General features: G+C 50.1%; 18 protein-coding genes and 3 tRNA genes. 3 read left to right on the forward strand and 18 right to left on the reverse strand.

All coding sequences use genetic code 11. The features are described from left to right. Positions 1 to 38 precede the first annotated feature (38 nt). Positions 39 to 1,058 carry a glycosyltransferase gene (locus DWY93_RS04610; protein ID WP_117469704.1) on the reverse strand — a complete coding sequence of 340 codons (1,020 nt, stop codon included), beginning with the start codon at positions 1,056 to 1,058 and terminating at the stop codon, positions 39 to 41. A 408-nt stretch (positions 1,059 to 1,466) separates the two neighbouring features. Between DWY93_RS04610 and arcC the strand changes: the two genes are divergently transcribed. Next, positions 1,467 to 2,396 (forward strand): carbamate kinase, encoded by a 930-nt coding sequence (gene arcC, locus DWY93_RS04615; protein ID WP_117469705.1) that lies wholly within the window; start codon positions 1,467 to 1,469, stop codon positions 2,394 to 2,396. A 340-nt stretch (positions 2,397 to 2,736) separates the two neighbouring features. Here arcC and DWY93_RS04620 read toward each other — a convergent pair whose 3' ends face one another. From DWY93_RS04620 to DWY93_RS04665, 10 genes are all read right to left on the reverse strand, one after another. Further along, positions 2,737 to 3,531: an RnfABCDGE type electron transport complex subunit B gene (locus tag DWY93_RS04620; RefSeq protein ID WP_117469706.1), complete on the reverse strand. Its 795-nt coding sequence runs from the start codon at positions 3,529 to 3,531 to the stop codon at positions 2,737 to 2,739. 13 nt (positions 3,532 to 3,544) lie between these two features. After that, positions 3,545 to 4,120 carry an electron transport complex subunit RsxA gene (gene rsxA / locus DWY93_RS04625; RefSeq protein ID WP_117469707.1) on the reverse strand — a complete coding sequence of 192 codons (576 nt, stop codon included), beginning with the start codon at positions 4,118 to 4,120 and terminating at the stop codon, positions 3,545 to 3,547. Between the two features lie 15 nt (positions 4,121 to 4,135). Beyond that, positions 4,136 to 4,969: an electron transport complex subunit E gene (locus DWY93_RS04630; protein WP_117469708.1), complete on the reverse strand. Its 834-nt coding sequence runs from the start codon at positions 4,967 to 4,969 to the stop codon at positions 4,136 to 4,138. Between the two features lie 13 nt (positions 4,970 to 4,982). Further along, positions 4,983 to 5,600 (reverse strand): RnfABCDGE type electron transport complex subunit G, encoded by a 618-nt coding sequence (locus tag DWY93_RS04635; RefSeq protein WP_117469709.1) that lies wholly within the window; start codon positions 5,598 to 5,600, stop codon positions 4,983 to 4,985. Continuing rightward, positions 5,587 to 6,531 (reverse strand): RnfABCDGE type electron transport complex subunit D, encoded by a 945-nt coding sequence (locus DWY93_RS04640; RefSeq protein ID WP_117469710.1) that lies wholly within the window; start codon positions 6,529 to 6,531, stop codon positions 5,587 to 5,589. Before DWY93_RS04640 ends, DWY93_RS04635 begins: the two co-directional genes overlap by 14 nt. 12 nt (positions 6,532 to 6,543) lie before the next feature. After that, positions 6,544 to 7,872 (reverse strand): electron transport complex subunit RsxC, encoded by a 1,329-nt coding sequence (rsxC, locus tag DWY93_RS04645; RefSeq protein WP_117469711.1) that lies wholly within the window; start codon positions 7,870 to 7,872, stop codon positions 6,544 to 6,546. A 364-nt stretch (positions 7,873 to 8,236) separates the two neighbouring features. Next, positions 8,237 to 10,111, reverse strand: a complete 1,875-nt coding sequence (locus DWY93_RS04650; protein ID WP_117469712.1) for an ABC transporter ATP-binding protein — start codon at positions 10,109 to 10,111, stop codon at positions 8,237 to 8,239. Next, positions 10,108 to 11,868 carry an ABC transporter ATP-binding protein gene (locus DWY93_RS04655; RefSeq protein ID WP_117469908.1) on the reverse strand — a complete coding sequence of 587 codons (1,761 nt, stop codon included), beginning with the start codon at positions 11,866 to 11,868 and terminating at the stop codon, positions 10,108 to 10,110. Before DWY93_RS04655 ends, DWY93_RS04650 begins: the two co-directional genes overlap by 4 nt. Before the next feature lie 58 nt (positions 11,869 to 11,926). Further along, a complete protein-coding gene (locus DWY93_RS04660) occupies positions 11,927 to 13,276 on the reverse strand; it encodes an MATE family efflux transporter (RefSeq protein WP_117469713.1) in 1,350 nt (449 codons plus the stop codon). A 201-nt stretch (positions 13,277 to 13,477) separates the two neighbouring features. After that, positions 13,478 to 14,470 (reverse strand): DUF4397 domain-containing protein, encoded by a 993-nt coding sequence (locus DWY93_RS04665; protein WP_117469714.1) that lies wholly within the window; start codon positions 14,468 to 14,470, stop codon positions 13,478 to 13,480. Positions 14,471 to 14,832: 362 nt separating this feature from the next. Here DWY93_RS04665 and DWY93_RS04670 point away from each other — a divergent pair. Beyond that, positions 14,833 to 14,905: transfer RNA gene (locus tag DWY93_RS04670), tRNA-Thr, on the forward strand. A gap of 219 nt (positions 14,906 to 15,124) precedes the next feature. On the opposite strand, the gene rlmB is transcribed toward DWY93_RS04670, so the two are convergent. From rlmB to DWY93_RS04695, 5 genes are all read right to left on the reverse strand, one after another. Further along, positions 15,125 to 15,871: a 23S rRNA (guanosine(2251)-2'-O)-methyltransferase RlmB gene (gene rlmB, locus DWY93_RS04675; RefSeq protein ID WP_015554667.1), complete on the reverse strand. Its 747-nt coding sequence runs from the start codon at positions 15,869 to 15,871 to the stop codon at positions 15,125 to 15,127. Then, the gene (locus DWY93_RS04680) at positions 15,861 to 16,337 is read right to left on the reverse strand and encodes a ribonuclease III domain-containing protein (RefSeq protein WP_117469715.1); all 477 of its coding nucleotides are present in this window, start codon (positions 16,335 to 16,337) and stop codon (positions 15,861 to 15,863) included. The genes rlmB and DWY93_RS04680 overlap by 11 nt, the downstream gene beginning before the upstream one ends. Continuing rightward, positions 16,322 to 17,731, reverse strand: a complete 1,410-nt coding sequence (gene cysS / locus DWY93_RS04685) for a cysteine--tRNA ligase (protein WP_117469716.1) — start codon at positions 17,729 to 17,731, stop codon at positions 16,322 to 16,324. The genes DWY93_RS04680 and cysS overlap by 16 nt, the downstream gene beginning before the upstream one ends. Before the next feature lie 109 nt (positions 17,732 to 17,840). Continuing rightward, positions 17,841 to 18,392 (reverse strand): 2-C-methyl-D-erythritol 2,4-cyclodiphosphate synthase, encoded by a 552-nt coding sequence (gene ispF / locus DWY93_RS04690; RefSeq protein WP_117469717.1) that lies wholly within the window; start codon positions 18,390 to 18,392, stop codon positions 17,841 to 17,843. Between the two features lie 20 nt (positions 18,393 to 18,412). Further along, positions 18,413 to 19,336: a diacylglycerol kinase family protein gene (locus tag DWY93_RS04695; RefSeq protein ID WP_117469718.1), complete on the reverse strand. Its 924-nt coding sequence runs from the start codon at positions 19,334 to 19,336 to the stop codon at positions 18,413 to 18,415. 388 nt (positions 19,337 to 19,724) lie between these two features. Here DWY93_RS04695 and DWY93_RS04700 point away from each other — a divergent pair, with 388 nt between their 5' ends. After that, positions 19,725 to 20,636, forward strand: a complete 912-nt coding sequence (locus DWY93_RS04700) for a hypothetical protein (RefSeq protein ID WP_117469719.1) — start codon at positions 19,725 to 19,727, stop codon at positions 20,634 to 20,636. 150 nt (positions 20,637 to 20,786) lie between these two features. Here the strand turns inward: DWY93_RS04700 and DWY93_RS04705 are convergent. Then, positions 20,787 to 20,860 (reverse strand) — tRNA-Met (locus tag DWY93_RS04705). A gap of 4 nt (positions 20,861 to 20,864) precedes the next feature. After that, positions 20,865 to 20,938: transfer RNA gene (locus DWY93_RS04710), tRNA-Met, on the reverse strand. Positions 20,939 to 21,004 lie beyond the last annotated feature (66 nt).

The raw sequence follows: 21,004 nt of genomic DNA on the forward strand, positions 1-21,004 counted from the left end.
GTACCACTTTCCATTGATCTCGATCCATCTCCCGGCATTTAGTTAAATCCGAAAAACTTCTGCGCGATCTTATATCCCGCGATGGAGAGGGATCTTCCGCCTTTTCCCGGAAGGTTCATGCCCTGTCCCAGGAAGCCCCAGCGGAGTCGCAGATAGAGCGCCGGATTGGATTTTTTCAGTTCTTCCCACAACGCTTTTTTCTTTTCCATATTCTCCTCACTGCCGGACTTGATCGCAAGGATCGAGCAGACGACCATCATGATCTCCAGATAGCGGACCATATAGTGGCGGAGCTTCCGGTTCTGGATCTTTGTCACATCGTAGTAGCCAAGCATCAGCTTCGTCACACGGATCTGCTGATCGATCCTTCCGATCATGACCTGTTCGTTGACAGACTGGTCCGAGCGGCCGATAAAATAGCGGTAGAAGTTCACATCAAGATAGTAGATCGTATGTACATGCGGGAGCGGCTCGTAGACAAAGATATTGTCCACATAGAACGTGTGCTCCGGGAGTTCCAGCTTACAGTCCCTTAAGAGCTCGGTGCGGTAGATCACGGAGTGCATCAGGATATACTGTCCTGCTACGAACACCTTCACATCGTTCCAGCTAAAGAGCTCATCTTTCGGAAGCGCTAACTTGTAGCTCATGACCTTCTTGTGTCTTGCGCCCTGTTTCTCATAGACAAAGTTTGTGATCAGCATATCGAGGGTGTCTTTTCCGTAGACGAAGCGGCGCAGGGTGTCAAGCACCTGTCTGTATGCCTGCTCATTGACCCAGTCATCACTGTCCACGACCTTGAAAAAGATTCCGGAAGCGGCCTTTAAACCGGCATTGACGGCAGCTCCGTGGCCGCCGTTCTCCTGATGGATCGCCTTGCAGATCCCCGGATATTCTTTCTCATAGCGGTCAGCGATCTCGGCCGTATTGTCTTTTGTGGAACCGTCGTCCACGATCAGGATCTCCACTTCATTTCCGCCCGGAAGCAGAGACTTGATACAATTTTCCATATACGCCGCTGAATTGTAGCACGGAATTGCTATCGATAACAGCTTCAAAATTGTTTCCTCCTTAAATTCCCCCTGTCGGGGATCTTTCGTTCCTGTCTGTGCCAGGCACAGACAGGAACGTTTTTCGACTCAGTTGTTCTCATTTTATCATAAATTATCTGAAAAAGCAAAAAATTATTTCTTTCGATTCTCTTTCGTTCCAGTACAGGATTCATTCGCTAATCTTCTGCTTCCGAAGAACCCTGCGAAATTTTCAGTTCAAAATTTTTCTACCTGGGTCCCATCATAAAACTTCGAGTTTTTTCTTCCATAATCACTTAAAATATGGTAAAATATCTGAAAATACATAAATGCAGGCCGCTTTCTACCGGTCCGCGGAGAAAACTTATCCGCGGCTCCCCTTTAAGCAGATCTGCCCCAACGATATCGGTATGTAATAGAAATGAGGGATTCGATATGGCAAAGAAAAGACTTGTTTTAGCACTTGGACATGACGCTCTCGGAACGAACCTTCCGGAGCAGAAGACAGCCGTTACAAAAACAGCGAAAGCCATCGCTGATTTTATTCAGGACGGCTGGCAGGTTGTGATCACCCACGGAAATACTCCGCAGCTCGGTATGATCCACACCGCGTTAAATGAATTTGCGAAAAATCATGAAGGTTACACTCCGGCTCCGATGTCCGTCTGCTCCGCAATGAGCCAGGGATATATCGGCTACGATCTCCAGAACGCTCTCCGCTCCGAGCTTATCAAACGTGGCATTTACAAGGCTGTATCTACGATCTTAACACAGGTTACAGTTGACCCGTACGATGAGTCCTCCTACACTCCGCTGAAGGTGGTTGGACGTGTGATGAACGCCGAGGAGGCAAAAGAGGAAGAGGCAAAGGGTAACTTCGTTGTGAAGGAAGGCGACGGCTACCGCCGTATCGTTGCGGCTCCGAAGCCGGTCGCAATCGTTGAGATCGACGCGATCCGCGCTCTCGCTGATGCTGACCAGCCGGTGATCGCTGCAGGCGGCGGCGGAATCCCGGTTATGGAACAGGGCTCCCACTTAAAGGGTGCCAGCGCTGTGATCGAGAAAGACCGCGCAGCCGGACTTCTCGCGAAGGAACTTGACGCTGATGTCCTGATGTTCATCACAGGTGTTTCGAATGTCGTATTAAATTACGGCAGTGATCACCCGATCAACATCGATAAGATGACAACGGCTGACGCAGCCCGCTATGCCGAGGAAGGCCATTTTAAGACAGGTTCCATGCTGCCGAAGGTTGAAAGCTCCATCGACTTCATCAACGCAGGAAAAGGACGGCGCGCGATCATCACTTCCCTTGACGGTGCAAAGAGCGCTTTAGCCGGTAAAGGCGGCACAACGATCCAGTAGGCAATATATTCTGATTTGACCCCGGTCAATCTGATTTAAACCCAGAACAAACAAAAGCATAATCCCAGGGAATTCTATATGAGAACTTCTCTGGGATCTTTTTTCAAATACTCCTCTCCCAACTGTCCTGATCATACAAATCTCTTTAGCGAAAATAATAAAGAATGCGCCAAGGTGCAGTCTCCTACGACAATCTACATCTTCACGCGAGTGTGTATCATTGGCTCGTTAGTGCCTTTTGTGTAATAGGAAATTCCGCGTAATCTCCTATTACACAAAAAAAGACCCGCCGGAAAGCATTTCTGCCTTCCGCGGGTCTTTTCTATATGTTGTTACCCAATCAGATAATAACATGTGCCGGGCACTTCGCCGCGCACTTGCCGCAGCCGGTACACTTTGTGTAATCGATCACAGCAACGTTGTTATCCATATGAATCGCATCGAATTCACACTGCTTTGTGCAGAGCGTACATCCGATACAGCCTGCCTCGCAGACCTTCTTGACAGCCGGTCCTTTGTCGTGGGAGCTGCACTGTACAAGGTGGTTTGCCTTATACGGAACGAGCTCGATCAGGTGACGCGGACAAGCCTCTGCGCACTTACCACAGGCAACGCACTTCTCCTTGTCGACAACGGCAACACCGTTTACAACATGGATCGCGTCAAACTGACATGCCTTTACACAGCTTCCGGAACCGAGACATCCAAAGGTACATCCCTTGGAGCCGCCGCCCGGAACTGCATCTGCGATTTTATGGCAGTCGTCAATACCATAGTAGTTGTATTTCACAGTTGCCTTATCGCAGGTACCTTTACATTTTACGAATGCAACCTTCTTCTCAGCGGAACCAGCTTCAACGCCCATGATCGCAGCGATCTTTTCTCCTACCGGAGCGCCGCCGACCGGACACTGGTCAACCTTTGCCTTGCCCTCTGCAATTGCTTTTGCAAGAGCGTCACAGCCTGCGTAACCGCAGCCGCCGCAGTTGTTGCCCGGAAGCTCTGCACGAACCAGAATTTCCTTCTCGTCTACTTCTACTTTAAACTTCTCGCTGGCGATTCCAAGGAGTACGCCGATGACGATACCGACGATACCGACAACCGCAGCAGCGATGATAATGCCTGTCATGTTCATCTCTCGTTCCTCCTTAAATCATTCCGGAAAATCCGAAGAGAGCAATCGACATTAAGCTTGCTGTGATCAGAACGATCGGAGATCCCTGAAAAGCGTGCGGCACATCATTGTGCTCGATCTTCTCACGGATACCTGCAAGCAGGACGATGGCGATCAGGAATCCAACGGAAATACCGATACCGTTTACGACACTCTGAATGAAGTTGTAGCTCTTCTGTACGTTTGTCAGCGCAACACCGAGAACCGCACAGTTTGTTGTAATTAACGGAAGGTATACGCCGAGTGCCTCATAAAGGCTCACCATGTTCTTCTTTAAGAACATCTCAACGAACTGAACCAGAGCCGCGATTACAAGGATAAATACGATCGTCTGTAAATACTCGATATGGAGCTTTACGAGAACGAAATCATAAACAAGGCTTGTGCAGGCAGACGCGATCGTAATAACGAATACGACTGCAGCGCCCATACCAGCTGCTGTCTCTGTTTTCTTGGATACACCAAGGAACGGGCAAAGACCGAGGAACTGGCTTAAAACAACGTTATTCACCAGGGCAGAACCGATGGCGATCAATAAAAGTTCTTTCATTTCTCCATTTCCTCCTTAATTTTCTTTGCCGGCGTCTGCTGCTTCAGTCTTAGCTGCCTCTGCCGCTTTTGCAGCCTCAGCTGCCTTCTTAGCTGCGAGAGCCTTCTCTGCTGCTGCCTTCTTTGCTGCCGCTGCAGCTGCTGCTTCCTCTGCCTTCTTCTCAGCGAGAGCAGCATGGTTTGTCATGCTGACACAGCCTGCACAGCTTGCGCAGTTACCGCCGCATACAAGGTCAGACTTCGGTGCGTCGCCGTTTGTCGCGCATGGAAGACGGAGCTTGTTCTGGATCGCGGAAAGCATAGCCAGAGTGAACAGAGCACCCGGTGCAAGGATGATGATGGAAATGTGGTAAGCTTCCGGAATAACGGTGTGTCCGAAGATCGCACCTGCACCGAAGAGCTCACGGCACATACCGATGACGGTAAGGGAAAGGGAGAATCCAAGTCCCATACCAAGACCATCGAAGAAAGATTCAACCGGACCGTTCTTGCAGGCATATGACTCTGCACGGCCAAGGATGATACAGTTAACAACGATAAGCGGGATATAAATACCCAAAGATGCATACAGGGACGGAACGTAGCCCTGCATTAAGAGCTGTACGACTGTAACCAGGCTGGCTACGACTACGATGAAGGCCGGAATACGGACTCTGTCCGGAATGATCTTACGCAGTGCAGAGATCAGCAGGTTGGAAAACATCAGTACGGCTGTTGTGGAAAGTCCCATGCCGAGACCATTGATGGCAGATGTTGTCGTCGCAAGAGTCGGACACATACCTAACATCAGGATGAAGGTTGGGTTTTCCTTGATAATACCGTTATATAAACGTTCTACGCATTTATTCATGAATGCCCACCTCCTAGTTTAAGCAGTTATGCAGATAGTATAAAGCTGCATTGACTGCGTTTGTTGTAGCGTTTGATGTGATGGTGGCACCGCTGATGGCATTGATCTCAGTGTCGGACGCGGAACCGGACTTTGTTACGCTTAAGCTCTCGCAGTTCTTGCCAACGTACTGATTTCTATAGTCATCATCTTTCGCCTTTAAGCCAAGACCAGGAGTATCGCTTGTCTCACGGATACCAACACCTGTGATGGCGCCGTCTGCATCAAAGCCGATAGAGAGCTTGACAGCTCCGCCATAGGAGTCGTTAGACAGGGAGTTGATCACATGTCCTACGACTGCTCCGCTTGCGTCCTTTGCCTCGAGAACGGACTCGATCGCAACGCCGCCGAAGCCGAGATTTGCGATCTCATCTGCTGTCTCAGCGATCTTTTCTGTGGAACCTTCCACATCATCGAAGCTCTCTGCCTCCGGAAGGACCTGTTTGTAGGTTGCGTTGTTGGCTGCGATGGTAGCCGCCTCGATCGGAGCTTTTGTCACATCATAGACAACGCCGAGACATAAACCGGAAACCAGGGTGATCGCACAAAGGATCAGGGCATCTTTCATAAATCCAGACTTACTTGCTGCCATTTTTCTTACCCCCTTTTCCGAATGCTGTCGGGAGAGTTACCTTCTCAATCAACGGAACAAGCATGTTGCAGAAGATGATCGCGTAAGAAACGCCCTCTGCACCGCTTCCGAAGATACGGAACAGTCCTGTTAAAATACCAAGGCAGATACCAAATACGATCTGTCCTTTTGCAGTGATCGGGCTTGTTACATAGTCGGTAGCCATGAAGAATGCACCGAAGATCAGTCCGCCGCCGCAGATCTCAGCAAGCACGTAGTTGATATTGTGCTGGCCAAAGATAAATGCGAATACTGCAAAGGAAAGGATATATGCTGCCGGGATGCGGATCGTAATTACTTTCTTAACGAGCAGGTATGCTGCACCGATTAAAAGGGCAATTACGGAAACCTCACCGATAGTTCCCGGGATCTTACCGATAAACATTGCTGCAAGATCATATGTATCACCGGCTTTGATCGCCGCAAGAGGAGTTGCGCTTGCAACTGCATCTGTTACCGGGTCTGTGAACTTTGTCATAGCCTGTGCAAAGGAGATCAGCATAAAGCATCTTGCCGCCAGAGCCGGGTTCATCCAGTTCTGACCAAGTCCGCCGTAAAGCTGTTTTACGACAATGATCGCGAATACACCGCCAAGGATCGGCATCCATAACGGAATTGCCGGCGGCATGTTTAATCCAAGGATCATACCTGTGACAAGGGCACTGCCATCACTGATGGTAACCGGCTTGTGCATCAGGGTTTCAAAAATGTACTCACTGAGTACGCAGGAAAGAACCGTTGCTACTACAACGATCAGGGAACGGATACCGAACTGCATCACACCCCAGATCGTAGCCGGCAGCATTGCGATCGCTACATCGTACATCAGGTTCTTTGTGGAAACACCGCAGCGTACATGAGGGGATGATGATACGTTTAATAATTTACTCATTTGTCACACCTCCTACGCTTTCTTTCTTCTGGCTGCCATGACTGCCTTACGCATCTCTTTGAATGCCTGGGTCAGCGGTCTGTGGGCAGGGCAGATGAAAGTACAGGAGCCGCATTCGCAGCACTCCATACCATTTAATTTTTCGAACAGGGCAAGATCATTTCTTTCTGCTGCCGCCATCATCATCTGCGGGACAACATGACCAGGACATACCTCGATACAGCGTCCACAGCGAATACACGGAGATTCCAGATTTGCCGCAACCGGATCTTTTATGAAGCAGGTCAGGGCAGAAGAGTTCTTCATGACCGGAATATCCAGAGAGAATAATGCCTGTCCCATCATCGGACCACCGGAGATCATCTTTTCCGGCTCTTCCTTAAATCCACCTGCAGCCTCGAGGATCTCCCGGTAGCACATACCGAGCGGAACCTGGAAGTTCTGCGGATTCTTAACCGCATCACCGGTAACGGTGATGATCTTACGAATTAACGGTGTGCTCTCACAGACCGCATTGTAAATAGAAATAACGGTATCTACGTTATCTACGATACATCCTGCATCCGCCGGAAGCATAGTGGAGTTGATCTCACGTCCGCCCGTAACCGCATAGATCAGGAAACGCTCGCCGCCCTGCGGGTACTTTGTCTTTAACGGACATACCGTGATCTTCGGCTCGTCTTTTACGAGACCTTCCAGAAGCTTGATCGCCTCCGGCTTGTTCTCCTCGATTCCGATCACGCCTTTCGCGTTCGGGAACATGCTTAACATGACTTTGATGCCGCCGATCAGTCTCTCCGGCTGCTCCATCATCAGGCGATAGTCACTTGTCAGATACGGCTCACACTCGGCCGCGTTTACGATAATGTGATCGATCGCGTTGTCATCCTTCGGTGCAAGTTTTACGTTGGTCGGGAAACCTGCGCCGCCGAGACCTACGATACCGGCTTCTTTTACGATATTCCGGATCTCTTCCTTGGAAAGTTTTGTGTAATCGCGTTTTTCGCCAAAACCTTCGATTGCTGTGTACTCGTTATCGTTCTCAACGATAATGGACTGTACGATTGCTCCGTTCGCAACCAGACGCGGTTCGATTCCCTTTACTGTACCGGATACGGAACAGATAACATTTGCGGAAATGAAGCCGCCTGCTTCAGCGATCTTCTGGCCAACCAGGACCTTGTCACCCTTGGCAACAAGTGGTTTCGCCGGAGCACCGATATGCTGGGAGAGAGGATAAACCAGCTCACCCTTCGGCTGGATCACCTGAATCGGCTTATCTGCGGACAGTTCTTTTCCCTCATAAGGATGAACGCCGCCTATAAATGTGCTCAGACCCATTTAACAAACCTTCTTTCTATAAAATTTCATAGTACCCATCACACCGTAGTATAGCATATTTGGAATTTTTCTACAATTGGAAATCGGTTAACTTTTTAACAGAAATGGCCGTTTTCGGCGTTTGTATCAAAAAAAGAACAAAAACAGACATCTGATTTCTTTAAAAAATGAAGTTTTTACCAACTAACTCCCGCGCTTTTCTGCTCTCTCTTATGGAATTGCTACAAAATTTGAAAAAGCTTGTCTGGGTGCGTATGATCGATACGCAGTGCCTTTTTATGTAACAGGAAATTCCCCGGAATTTCCTGTTACATAAAAAACGGGCAGATTTCTTCATCTGCCCGTTTTTTCTTCTGTGATCGTCCTAACTCAGCTCTGCCATTCCCGTATATAACCGATAATAACGTCCTTTTTCTTTCAGGAGGTCCTCATGATCACCGCGCTCAATGATCTCTCCGTTCTCCAGAACCATAATGGCGTTGGCGTTCCGCACTGTGGAAAGACGGTGGGCGATCACGAAAGTGGTCCGTTCTGCCATCAGACGGTCCATGCCCTGCTCGATGTGCTTTTCTGTTCTCGTATCGACGGAGCTCGTCGCTTCATCGAGGATCAGAATCGGTGCCCTGGATACCGCCGCTCTCGCGATATTAAGAAGCTGTCTCTGGCCCTGGCTCAAGTTCGCGCCGTCGCTCTCCAGAACCGTGTCATAGCCCCTGGGAAGCCGCATGATAAAGGAATGGGCAGATGCCATCTTCGCCGCCTGAACGACCTCCTCGTCGGTGGCGTCAAGCCTTCCGTAGCGGATATTTTCCATGACCGTTCCCGTGAACAGGTGGGTATCCTGAAGCACCATGGCGATATGGCGGCGCAGCTCGTCCCGCTTAATATGGCAGATATCAACGCCGTCGATGGTGATGGTCCCGCTCTGGATATCGTAAAAGCGGTTGATGAGGTTCGTGATCGTAGTCTTTCCGGCTCCCGTGGAACCCACGAAGGCGATCTTCTGTCCCGGCTTCGCGTAGAGGCTGATATCCTTTAAGATGACCTTGTCCGGATTGTAGCCGAAGGTCACATGATCTAACACCACTTCCCCGCGCATGCCGTCCATGGACACTGCGTCCTTATCATCCGCCGCCTCCGGCTCCTCATCCATCACGGAGAAAACGCGCTCCGCTCCGGCGAGAGCTGAAAACACGTTGGAGACCTGCATGGAGATCTCGTTGATCGGCCTTGAGAACTGTCTCGAAAAGTTCAGGAATACCGTGAGCCCGCCGACATCGAAGTTTTTCACCACACAGAGGATCCCGCCGATGCACGCCGTCAGGGAATAGTTTACCTGACTTAAGTTGTTCATCACAGGTCCCATCATGCCCCCAAGGAATTGGGCGCGGATCTGTTTTTCGCGGAGATCCCTGTTTAATATATCAAATTCTTCCTCCGCGATCTCCTCGTGGCAGAAGACCTTTACCACCTTCTGTCCGGTGATGGTCTCCTCGATGTATCCGTTTAAAGCACCGAGAGCCGACTGCTGGGCACTGAAATATTTCTGGCTCCGCTTCGCGACCTCTCCACCGGCCCGCAGCATGAGCGGGATCATGATCAGGGTCACGGCTGTCAGCCAGATGTTCGTGTAGAGCATGAGGAACAAGGTCCCGATGATGCTTAAGGTTCCGGAAAAGAGCTGCACAAGAGTACTGCTCAGCATATTTCCGATGGTGTCCACGTCGTTTGTGAAGCGGCTCATCAGATCCCCATTGGAATTTGTATCATAAAATCTCACCGGAAGCTTCTGCATCTTTGTAAAGAGGTCTGTCCGGATCCGCACAAGGGCGCTCTGGGCAACCTCCAGCATCAGTCTTGACTGGAGATAATTTGCGATAACCCCCAGAAGATAGACGCACGCCATCATGGTCAGCCCTTTAAAAAGTCCCGCCACATCTCCGGGACTTCCGTCCGGCGGTGCGATAAAGCGGTTGATGATCGGGCGCAGCAGATAGGAACCGGTCAGTGTCGCCACCGTGTTTACAATGACGCAGAAAAAGGCGATCCCCATCCGGAGCCTGTCCGCTTTCAGATAGGAAAGCAGGCGCTTTAAGGCCGCTCCTGTGCTCTTTGGGCGTCCTCCGCCTCTCGGAGCCCCCGGTCCTCTTCCCATCCCTCTCCTTTTCGGTGCGGCTGCCACGCGTCCGGCATATCGTTTTTTCAGACTCGCTTCGCGGTCTGCTCTCGTGACGCTCATACTGCCGCCTCCTCTCCTGCCCTGATGGACTGATTTCCGATCTGGGTCGTATAGATCTCGCTGTATGCCTCACAGGTCTTTAAAAGTTCCTCGTGGGTTCCGTGACCGATGATCTTTCCGTCCTCCAGTACCAGAATCTGATCCGCCTCCTGAACGGAGGAGATCCTTTGGGCGATGATGATCTTTGTGGTATCCTTGAGATCATGGTAGAGACTCTCCCGGATTTTCGCCTCCGTTGCCGTGTCAACAGCGCTGGTGGAGTCATCCAGGATCAGAATCTTCGGGCGCTTTAAAAGTGCTCTCGCAATACAGAGACGCTGCTTCTGACCTCCTGAGACGTTGACGCCGCCCTGCCCCATCTCGGTATCATATCCGTTTTTGAAGGTCTTAACGAAGGGATCTGCCTGGGCGCTCTCCGAGAACCGGATGACATCCTCCATCGGCGCGTCCTCATTTCCCCATCGGAGATTTTCCTCGATCGTTCCCGAGAAGAGGATATTTTTCTGGAGGACCATGCCAACGCCCTCACGCAGGTGTTTTAAAGAGTATTCTTTGACGTTCACGCCGTCGACAAGGACTTCGCCTCCGGTCACATCATAGAGTCTCGGGATCAGCTGCACGAGGGAGGTCTTTCCGCTTCCCGTGGAGCCGATGATCCCGATCGTTTGTCCCGGTTCTGCCGTAAAGGAGATTCCTTCCAGAACGAGATCCTTTCTCCCGTTCTCTCCGCCGTAGCCAAAGCTTACATCCTTGAACTCCACACAGCCTTCCGTGACTTTTTTATCCTTATTTTTCGCATGATCATCATTTAAGCCGATCTCTGTGTCGAAGATCTCATTGATCCGTTTCATAGACGCGCTGGCGCGGGAGCTCTGTAAGAATACCATGGAAAGCATCATGAGGGACATCAGGATCTGCACGATATACGTCGTAAACGCAGTGAGATCCCCCACCGGCATCTTTCCGGCAATGATGATATTTCCTCCATACCAGACGACAGCCAGTGTCGTCACGTTCATGGCAAACATCATCACCGGCATCGTGGCGATCACGATCCGGAGCGCACGGAGGCTGCTCTCCTTTAAGTCGTCATTTAATTTACTGAATTTTTCGATCTCATGGTCCTCCCGGACGAAGGATTTCACTACCCGGACATTCGTCAGGGATTCCTGAATTCCAGAATTCAAACGATCCAGTCTCCTCTGCATCTCCCCAAAGCGTGGGAATGCGGTCTTTAAGATCAGAAGGATCGCCGCGAGAAGAAGCGGGATCACGATGAGGATGATGACCGCAAGCTGACGATTCATCATAAACGCCATGATCAGGGCACCGAGGAACATTCCGGGCGCTCTAAGCGCCATACGAAGCCCCATCATCAGGACATTCTGAACCTGCTGGACATCGTTCGTGAGCCTCGTGACGAGAGAACCGGTGCTGTAGTCGTCGATATTCTCAAAGGAGAACTGCTGGACCTTCCTGAAGAGGTCGTTTCTCATGTCACTGGTAAAGGAGATGGACGCCTTCGCGGAAAAGTAGGCGCCGAGAATCCCACCCACCGCCATAAAAAGGACAGTCAGGACCATCAGCGTCCCCATCTTTCCGATATAGGCAACATTTCGACTCGCGACACCGTTGTTGATGATCATGGACATAAATTTCGGGAGCATGACCTCTCCCGCCACCTCGGTGAGCATCATCAGCGGACCGATCACGAAGGCGCTGAGATACGGGGTGATGTATTTTTTGTATCGTTTCAATTCTGTTGTTTCCTTTCTGATCAGATCTGCATTCGTTGGATTCTTCCGTTGCTGTTTATCACGCATCTTCCCTCGGAAGTTTTCTCCTCACGATATAGAAGCAGATCATATGGGCCGTCGCCGTGACGATCCAGGTAAACGGATAGGATAAGTATAACACTGTCAGGTTATGGTATACCTGAAACACCGTAAAGATCCAGACGATCCGGAGTCCACACGCTCCCAGAAGGGAGACGCACATCGGCATAACGGAGTATCCGAGACCGCGGATGCTGCCCACCATCGTATCCATGATCCCACAGAGGAAATATGTCGTTCCAAAGACCACGAGTCTTCTCATTCCGTATACCATGACCTCCGGGTCTGAGGAATAGATCCGGATCAGGGCATGTCCGCAAAGATAAGCCGGGATTCCCATCCCGAGTCCCACTGCCGTCACAACGCCGAGGCAGGTAACCATGATCCGGTTGATCCTCGAATACTTTTTGCCTCCGAAGTTCTGGCTCGTGAAGCTCAAGTTTGCTTGATAAACCGCATTCATGGCGTTATAGATGAATCCCTCAATATTCTGGGATGTCGTATTTCCCGCCATCGCGACAGAACCGAAGGAATTGACAGAGGACTGAATCAGAACATTGGAAATAGAAAATACTGCGCCCTGCATTCCCGCCGGAAGGCCTACCTGAATGATCTGACGGAATTTTGAGCGGTGGATCTTCAGAGCTTTTAAATGAAGCTTCAGACCGCCCTCGCTCTCCATCAGGCAAAGGATCACCAGACACGCCGAAATCGCCTGAGAGATCGCGGTCGCCAGAGCGACTCCCGCCACATCCATCCGGAACATGATCACAAAAAAGAGGTTTAAGACCACATTGATCACGCCCGCCGCCGTAAGGAAATACAGCGGGCGCTTCGTGTCTCCCACCGCGCGGAGGATCGCGCTTCCAAAGTTGTAGATCATATTCGCAGGCATGCCGATAAAGATGATCCGCATATAAATCGTAGATTTATCGATCACATCGTCCGGGGTTCCCATAAGTTCCAGCATTGGCCTCGAGAGAAGCTGACCCACAATGATCAGAAAAAGACCGCTGACGATGCTGAGTGCCATGGCCGTGTGGATCGTATCCTGCACGTCTTTTTCCCGCTTCGCTCCGTAATATCTCGCCACGATGACATTGACGCCCACGGACAGTCCGATAAAGATATTGATCATCAGGTTGATCAGCGCCGTTGTGGAACCCACCGCCGCCAGAGACTGGCTGCCCGCGAAACGTCCCACAACGATCACATCCGCAGCGTTGAACAGAAGCTGCAGGATTCCGGAAAAGATCAGCGGAATCGTAAAGGTGAGCAGTTTTCCGAGGATCGGGCCGCTGCACATGTCCATTTCGTAATTTTTCTTCATAATACTCCTTTTTCCCGTATCTGTATCTTCTTTCCGGCAGCATCCGGAAAGAAAAGCAGACTGGCATTTCCCGCCCCTGTCCGTCTGCTCATTCTATCCACGGCTGCTCCCGGTGCCGGAATGCGTAAGGCACATTCCTCTTATCTATTACGCAGATTATAGACGATTTTTACAAATAATGCAATCCTGCCACAACATGCTTCAGTCCTCAAGGACATACGCCCGGAAGAGACCGGACCACGGATTTCCGATAATATAGCAGGTGTAGGCTCTTCCAGCACGGACGTTGACGTTGAAGGTGAGCAGCGGATTCGACACGGTGCAGGTCGGACAGGAAACGCCGACAATGGAAGAAAGGACAAGGACCGGAAGCTCGCCTAAGGCCGAAACTGCATACTGGGAACCTGTCACAAAGAAGGTATAGGTTCCGCTGGATGTCTGTTTATAGCTCGTCACTTCCTTGTATCCGACCCCCGCAAATGCTGTCTGGTTGTTGAAGGTCCGCACATCGTAGCTGGATCCCGCGTAGGACATGTTCGCGACACGGAGACAGCCGTAACCTGCCGGAACGTTCGTACAGCCCATGTCAGAGACACGGGTCAGGGACACTCCGGAAACCGTGTCTAAGATCACCATCGTGAGTCTCTCACCGGACACAAAGGCAATCGTCTGCTGATAATAGATCTGACCGTTGGTCCTGCGCACAGTGACGGTGTGGAATCCGTCCGTCACGCGGATATAAGAAGAAATCGTGGCAAATTCGGAACCGGAAAAGACATTCCGGCCATCGATATAGACATCCAGAGTCTGGCCTGATGTGCTGGCATTTAAAAACCGGACTCTGCTGTAGTAATTTCCTCCTGAGACCGTCGGATATGTGACCGGAAAAGAAATCGTTGGAAAGCCCGGGCGTCCGATGGTATTGTCGGGATAGACAGGGCGACCGCCAGACGGCGCGACCGGTGTCGTTGGGATTCCTGCGAGATCGTCATCTCCCGGATAAACAGGTCTTCCGCCCGGTGAAGCGATGGGCGGCACAGGGATCCCCGCAAGATCATCGTCTCCCGGATAAACAAAAACTCCTCCTAATGGCTCGGCCGGTGTCTCCGGTACATTTGCGTCATTCTTCCCTGCCACAACCTCCGCCGTATTCTCTCCCGACGGTTCCGGCATTGATGTTGGATTCTCTGGCATATTAACACCTCAATATCTTTTTTACTACAAAATATGAAAGCAGAACGGAAAGTGTTCCCTGCACGTGTTTGAACGCAGATAAGCATTCCCCCGCTTCAAGTGCGCGGAGCACTAAGCGGTGAGTGAGTGGGATGCTTATGTCAGTGGGTGTTGAAAGCTCCCACTGACAGATCGCGAAGCGACTGCGTTCATGAGCAAGTAGCGAAGTGGATTGCGAATGTCCGCTTTACCCTCCATGAGTTTTCCGAGGAATTGATCTTTTTGTATGAAAAATTTATTCAAATTTTTTTGTTTTTATCGTTGACAAACCTGTTGATCCATGATACTATATTGGAGGTTCGAAAAACACAGTAAATGTGTTCGCTGCCTTGGCTCAGCTGGTAGAGCGTCGCCTTGGTAAGGCGGAGGTCGGCAGTTCAAATCTGCTAGGCAGCTTAAACCATGAGGCTTTCCGGAATATCCGGGAAGCCTTTTTTCGTGTTACAGGAAATTCCTGTTACGAAAAAGACGTGAACGCGACAATGATGCTCACTCACTCAGGACGACCGGGCTGACCGGAACAAATGTTTATTATGAAGGAAATCCTCCTCGAATAAAAAAGGCCTGCGGAACTCCTCTCCGCAGGTCTTTTTATCATAAGCAAAAATATAAATTCTATGCCTTCGCCAGTCTCTGTCTCACGATCTCATACGCTAGTACACCTGTCGCAACGGACGCGTTCAGGGAATCGATATCACCCTTCATTGGGATCGACGCGATCATGTCGCATTTTTCCTTCACAAGACGGCTCACGCCCTCCCCCTCATTTCCGATCACAAGACCGATCGGTCCGGTGAGATTTAAACGGTACATGCTCTCTCCGCCCATATCGGCACAGACGAACCAGATCCCGCGTTTCTTTAAATCCTCGATGGTCGCCGCCATATTCGTGACCTTCGCGACCGGTGTATAGTTCAACGCACCCGCGGAAGTTCTCGCAACCGTCGCGGTAAGTCCCACCGCGCGGCGTTTCGGAATGATCACGCCATGAGCGCCCGCAAGGTTCGCGGTACGGATGATCGCTCCAAGGTTATGCGGATCCTCAATTCCGTCAAGCAGGAACAAAAACGGCGGTTCGCCCTTCTCTTCCGCGATTTTCAAAATATCTTCCACCTCAGCGTACTCGTAAGCAGCGGCATACGCCATCACGCCCTGATGGTGTCCCGTCTCGGACATGGAATCCAGACGTTCCTTCGGAACAAAATTTACGATCGTGTCATGCTTTTTCGCTTCTCTCACGATCGTGCGCACCGGTCCGTCCTGACATCCGTCAAGGACAAACAGACGGTCGATGGTCTTTCCGGAGCGGAACGCCTCCAAAACAGCATTGCGCCCTTCAATCGTCAGTTCTTCATATCTCATCGGAGTTCTCCTCTTTTTGTTTTTCCATATCGCCGGAGTCAGCTTTTCCGGTCTTTGTCATCGCCAGAGCCACAAGATCCACCATGCGTTCCGTTCTTCCGGACAGGTAAAGATATCCCATCAGAGCCTCAAAGCCTGTCGCCATCCGGTAATCCTTCATCGTGGCATTCTTGGCCATAGAGAAAGACTTTGCGTTTCTTCCCCGTTTGTAGACCGCATGCTCCTCCTCGGTCAGATCACCCTCGATGGCCATCAGGAATTCCGCCTGGGCGGCAGCCTTCACAAGAGCTGAAGACTTCTTGTGAAGCTTATTCACCTGCATATTTCCCTCACTGACCACGATGGTACGGATCAGGATCTCGTAAGCCGCGTCACCGAGATAGGCGAGCACAAGCGGAGAGTACTGGCCTGCATCCGTATCCTTTAAGTGGAATTTTTCCTTTAAAAGCATTAAGCTCTCTTCCATTTTACGCCCTCTCTTGTGTCCTCGAGGACGATTCCCATGTCGAGAAGTTTTCCTCTGATCTCATCGGCAAGGGCAAAGTTCTTTGCCTTTCTCGCTGCCTGTCTCTGGGCGATCAGGTCCTCCACCTCAGAGTCAAGGACTTCCGCCTTCCTTTCTGTAATGATACCCATTACGTCGCAGAGTCTCTGGATCTCATTCTTCATCCAGCAAACATATTCTTTCGTGCTTGTCCCGGAGACTGTGGAGTTGGAGAGCTTGATGAGCTCGAAGATCGCAGAGATCGCGTCCGCTGTGTTGAAATCATCATCCATCGCTGCCTCATACTTTGCGACAAGCTCCATTGCCTTCTTCTGGTTTTCCAGTTCTTCCGCTGTCATTGTGCCGCCGGACACCTTTGCCTCCGCCTCACGGAGCTTTTCCATACCGGTGAGGATTCTCTCAAGACCGTTCTTGGAGGCTTCCATTAGGTCCGCACTGAAGTTTAACGGACTTCTGTAATGCGCACTCAGCATAAAGAAACGGAGCACCTGAAGATCGTATTTTTCGCTGATCTCACGGACGGTAAAGAAGTTTCCGAGAGATTTTGACATTTTCTTATTATCAATATTTAAGAACGCGTTGTGCATCCAGTATTTCGCGAAAGGCTTTCCGTTTGCAGCCTCACTCTGGGCGATCTCGTTCTCATGATGCGGGAAAATTAAGTCCTCACCGCCTGCATGAATATCGATCTCGTCGCCGAGGTATCTCTTTGCCATTACGGAGCACTCGATATGCCAGCCCGGACGGCCCTCGCACCACGGGGACTCCCAGTACGGCTCTCCCTCTTTTTTCGGTTTCCAGAGAACGAAGTCATTCGGATCCTGCTTGCCCTCCTCACCGGTTACCTTAATCTCACGGAATCCGGACTGGAGATCGTCAAGATTCTTATGGGAAAGCTTTCCGTAATCTTTAAATTTCCGGACACTGTAGTAAACCGTTCCGTCAGCAGCCACATAGGCGTAACCTTTTTCGATCAGAGTGCTGATCATATTCAGCATGCCGCAGATCTCTTCTGTCGCCAGCGGGTTCTTTGTTGCCGGCTCGATATTCATGCCTTCCATATCCTTTTTGCACTCGGCAATGTAGCGCTTGGAGATCGTCTCGGCATCAACGCCCTCCTCGATGGCTTTTTTGATGATCTTATCATCGACATCCGTAAAGTTGGATACATAATTTACATCGTATCCTTTATATTCAAAGTACCGTCTTACCGTATCAAATACGATCATCGGTCTCGCGTTTCCGATATGGATAAAGTTGTAGACGGTCGGTCCGCACACATACATTTTTACTTTTCCCGGCTCCACCGGAACGAACTCTTCTTTTCTCTTTGTGAGTGTATTGTAGATCTTCATAACTTAAGCTCCTTCATATATCTTTCTGTCCGAATTTTTCTGCCATGCAGCTTTGCGTAATGCACTTTTACTATCATCAAAGTAAACAGGCGCTTACTTCCGCATTCATTTATTGCTGCTGTCTACAGCCCGGACAGCCCCCGCATCCGCCGGAAATAATTCCAACGCGGTCCTCCGGCGCGTAATCCGCCACCGAACTTAAAAGGGCGATCGCCTGAGCGGAGATCCCCTCTCCGGTACCGGTAAATCCAAGCCCTTCTTCCGTCGTCGCTTTCACGCTTACCTGTTCTTTTTCGATTCCTAACGCCGCCGCGATATTTTCCGCCATCTGCGGGCGGTACGGCAAAAGCTTCGGCCTCTGGGCGATCACGGTGGAATCGATATTTTCGATCATATATCCGTTTTCCTGCAGGATCTTCCCGACTTCCTTTAAAAGCGCGATACTGGAAATCCCTTTATATCTCTCGTCCGAATCCGGGAAGTGCTGGCCGATATCGCCGAGGGCGGCGGCCCCCAAAAGTGCGTCCATCACAGCATGAAGAAGGACATCTGCGTCAGAATGACCCAAAAGTCCTTTTTCATAGGGAATGTCCACGCCTCCAATAATCAGCTTTCTTCCTTCTACGAGACGATGTACATCATATCCCTGTCCGATTCTCATAGAATCTCCTCCTGTTTCTATTATGAGCCGATCACGCGCATCCGTTTCGGGATACAGCGCACCGCCAGATTCTCCTGACACATACAGCTCTCACCGTCCACGTGGACCGCCAACGGGCGCGCAAGGTGGATCTCCGCCTCGCTGCACTCAAAGACACGGATCCCCCGCTCTTTTCTCCGGACCCCCATCACAAGGTCTCTTAAGATCGGGATCATCTTCGTCTTTCTCGCACTGTTTCCAACGTAAACGGTCATTTTTCCGTCATCATTTAAAATCCCGCCGTTCTTCTTTTTCTTCTCTTCCCGGCGTACCATAAACGTGATGAAATATATATGATTAAACTCCACTTTCTGCGTCCCGTCAAGCAAAATATATCCTTTTGTCGGCTTTGCAAGAAAAAGCTGCTTTAATCCGATCCCAAAACGAAGGATTTTTGTCAGATGAAGCCTCGTCATCTGGTTTCTCACAGGGCAGCATAAGAGATTGTGGCACAGTGCCGCGTCGAGTCCGATCCCACAGCGTCCGGCAAATCTGCGGCTCACGATCTCCTCGTTTCCGAACGTGATAACGCCATAGTCCAGCATCCTGTAATATTTCGGGTGAAGGATCCGCCTCGCCTGACGGTCCACCTTCCAGAAAGACTGGAATCCCTTCGAGAGTGCATTCCGGAATCCCACCGGGACATAGCCGAAGGTCAGGAGTCCCTTAAAGGAGACACCGTTTAAGACCTCATTGTAGGTACCTTCGCCGCCGACGATCACGATCACCTTCGCTTCATCCTTTTCCGCCGTCAGTACTCTCGCGATCTCCGCCGCATCCCCTTGATGTTCCGTAAAAAAGACACGGTATTCCTGACTGTTCATTTCCAGCTGATGTTCCAGTCGTTTCCAGATCCGGTATCCTCTTCCAGCACCGGCACCGGGATTTACGATAAACTGATACATAACGTCCTCCGAATCTTATATGTTCAGAATTTTCCGTGCAGCCATATGCATTCTGACCATGTCAGTGCCATATGGCATACGATATAGATTATAGTATATCACATAACCGCTAAAAAAAGGCTAAATTTTTTCTAAACTTCATGCATGTGCACTGCGATACATTCCTGTTCATGCCATGCGCAGACAACAGCTGATTTTGCCGATGCTTCGCATTCCAAATCAGCAAAATCCCTACCCGTGTACCGGACACATCCGCGCCAAAACGTAAGAAAATAGTAAACATCTCTTTCTTGTCAGACAATATTGGGATCAATTATAATAAAAGCAGATACAAAGGGCAAAGATAATTGATTTTTATGAATCCAAGCTCTGAAAGGAGGTTCCTGGTATGAAAAAAAGAATGTATGTCGGGCTTTTCATGCTGCTGTTCTGCATGATCTTTGCAGTCACAGCACTTCCGATCACCGCGAAAGCTGATATGGGTCCAAAGCCCTCGGTGCGCATCCAGTTCAAAAATATGAGCGATGATCTGTGCTATGGCACGCTGCTTTCAAAGGAGAAATGTACAGGACCTGCACAAGTCTGGGACGGCACCGCCAGAAATGAGCAGCTCTATGATCTTGACCGGAACATCTGGAAAGCTTTTGTAGATTACAAGGATCCTGACGGATATTATTTCCTTCAGAGGGGCTGGACGGTAAGCGAAACCGGTGAGATCGCCTGGACCTATTATCCACCGGAGGATTTTAAGATCCTCCTGTATTATCCGGAAACCGGGACCTTTGTATCAAGCGGAAGCTATGAGCGTTATGCATTTGATACTTATTACACCGTTGACATGGAGGGCGTCCGGATCGGATCCGTGGAATACAATGAGGACCTGAGCACAAACGAGCGGATCAACGCGTATCGTTCCTATAATTATCGAATGGAGCTTTTATCGCTCGCGGTCCGTATCCTTCTTACGATCGCAATTGAAATGGTCGTCGGGCTGTTATTCGGCTTCCGGCAGAAAAAGCAGCTGCAGATCCTTGCGCTTGTAAATATCACGACGCAGCTTCTCTTAAATCTGCTTCTCAATATCATTCATTACAATGCCGGTCCGTTGGCCTTTATCACAAGCTATGTCTTTTTCGAGGTCATAGTCTTTGCGCTGGAGGCAGGTCTGTATTGCAGGTTTTTGAAGAGAGTGTCCCCCAAAAAGGAAAACGGTGACTTCGTTCTCTATTCGTTTATCGCGAATTCAGCATCATTCTGGGTCGGATATTATCTTGCGACAGTATTACCGGGAATCTTTTAAGTGAAAATCCAGACACCAACAGAGCCTTTCATATGTTTGTAGGAGCATTGCAGATGTTCTTTTCTGTTTGGTACAGCAGAAAATTTCAGAAAAATTATTATAATCGAAAAAGTCCCGGGAACCTTCTCAGATTCCCGGGATTTTCAATCGTAGCGGAAGGGAGATTTGAACTCTCGACACCACGGGTATGAACCGTGTGCTCTAGCCAACTGAGCTATTCCGCCATAGTAGCGGAAGGGAGATTTGAACTCTCGACACCACGGGTATGAACCGTGTGCTCTAGCCAACTGAGCTATTCCGCCATGACAATATGAAATTTTTTCATATAAATGGGACCTATAGGGCTCGAACCTATGACCCTCTGCTTG

The organism is Clostridium sp. AF28-12 (genome assembly GCF_003435225.1).
Classification (GTDB): domain Bacteria; phylum Bacillota; class Clostridia; order Lachnospirales; family Lachnospiraceae; genus Pilosibacter; species Pilosibacter fragilis.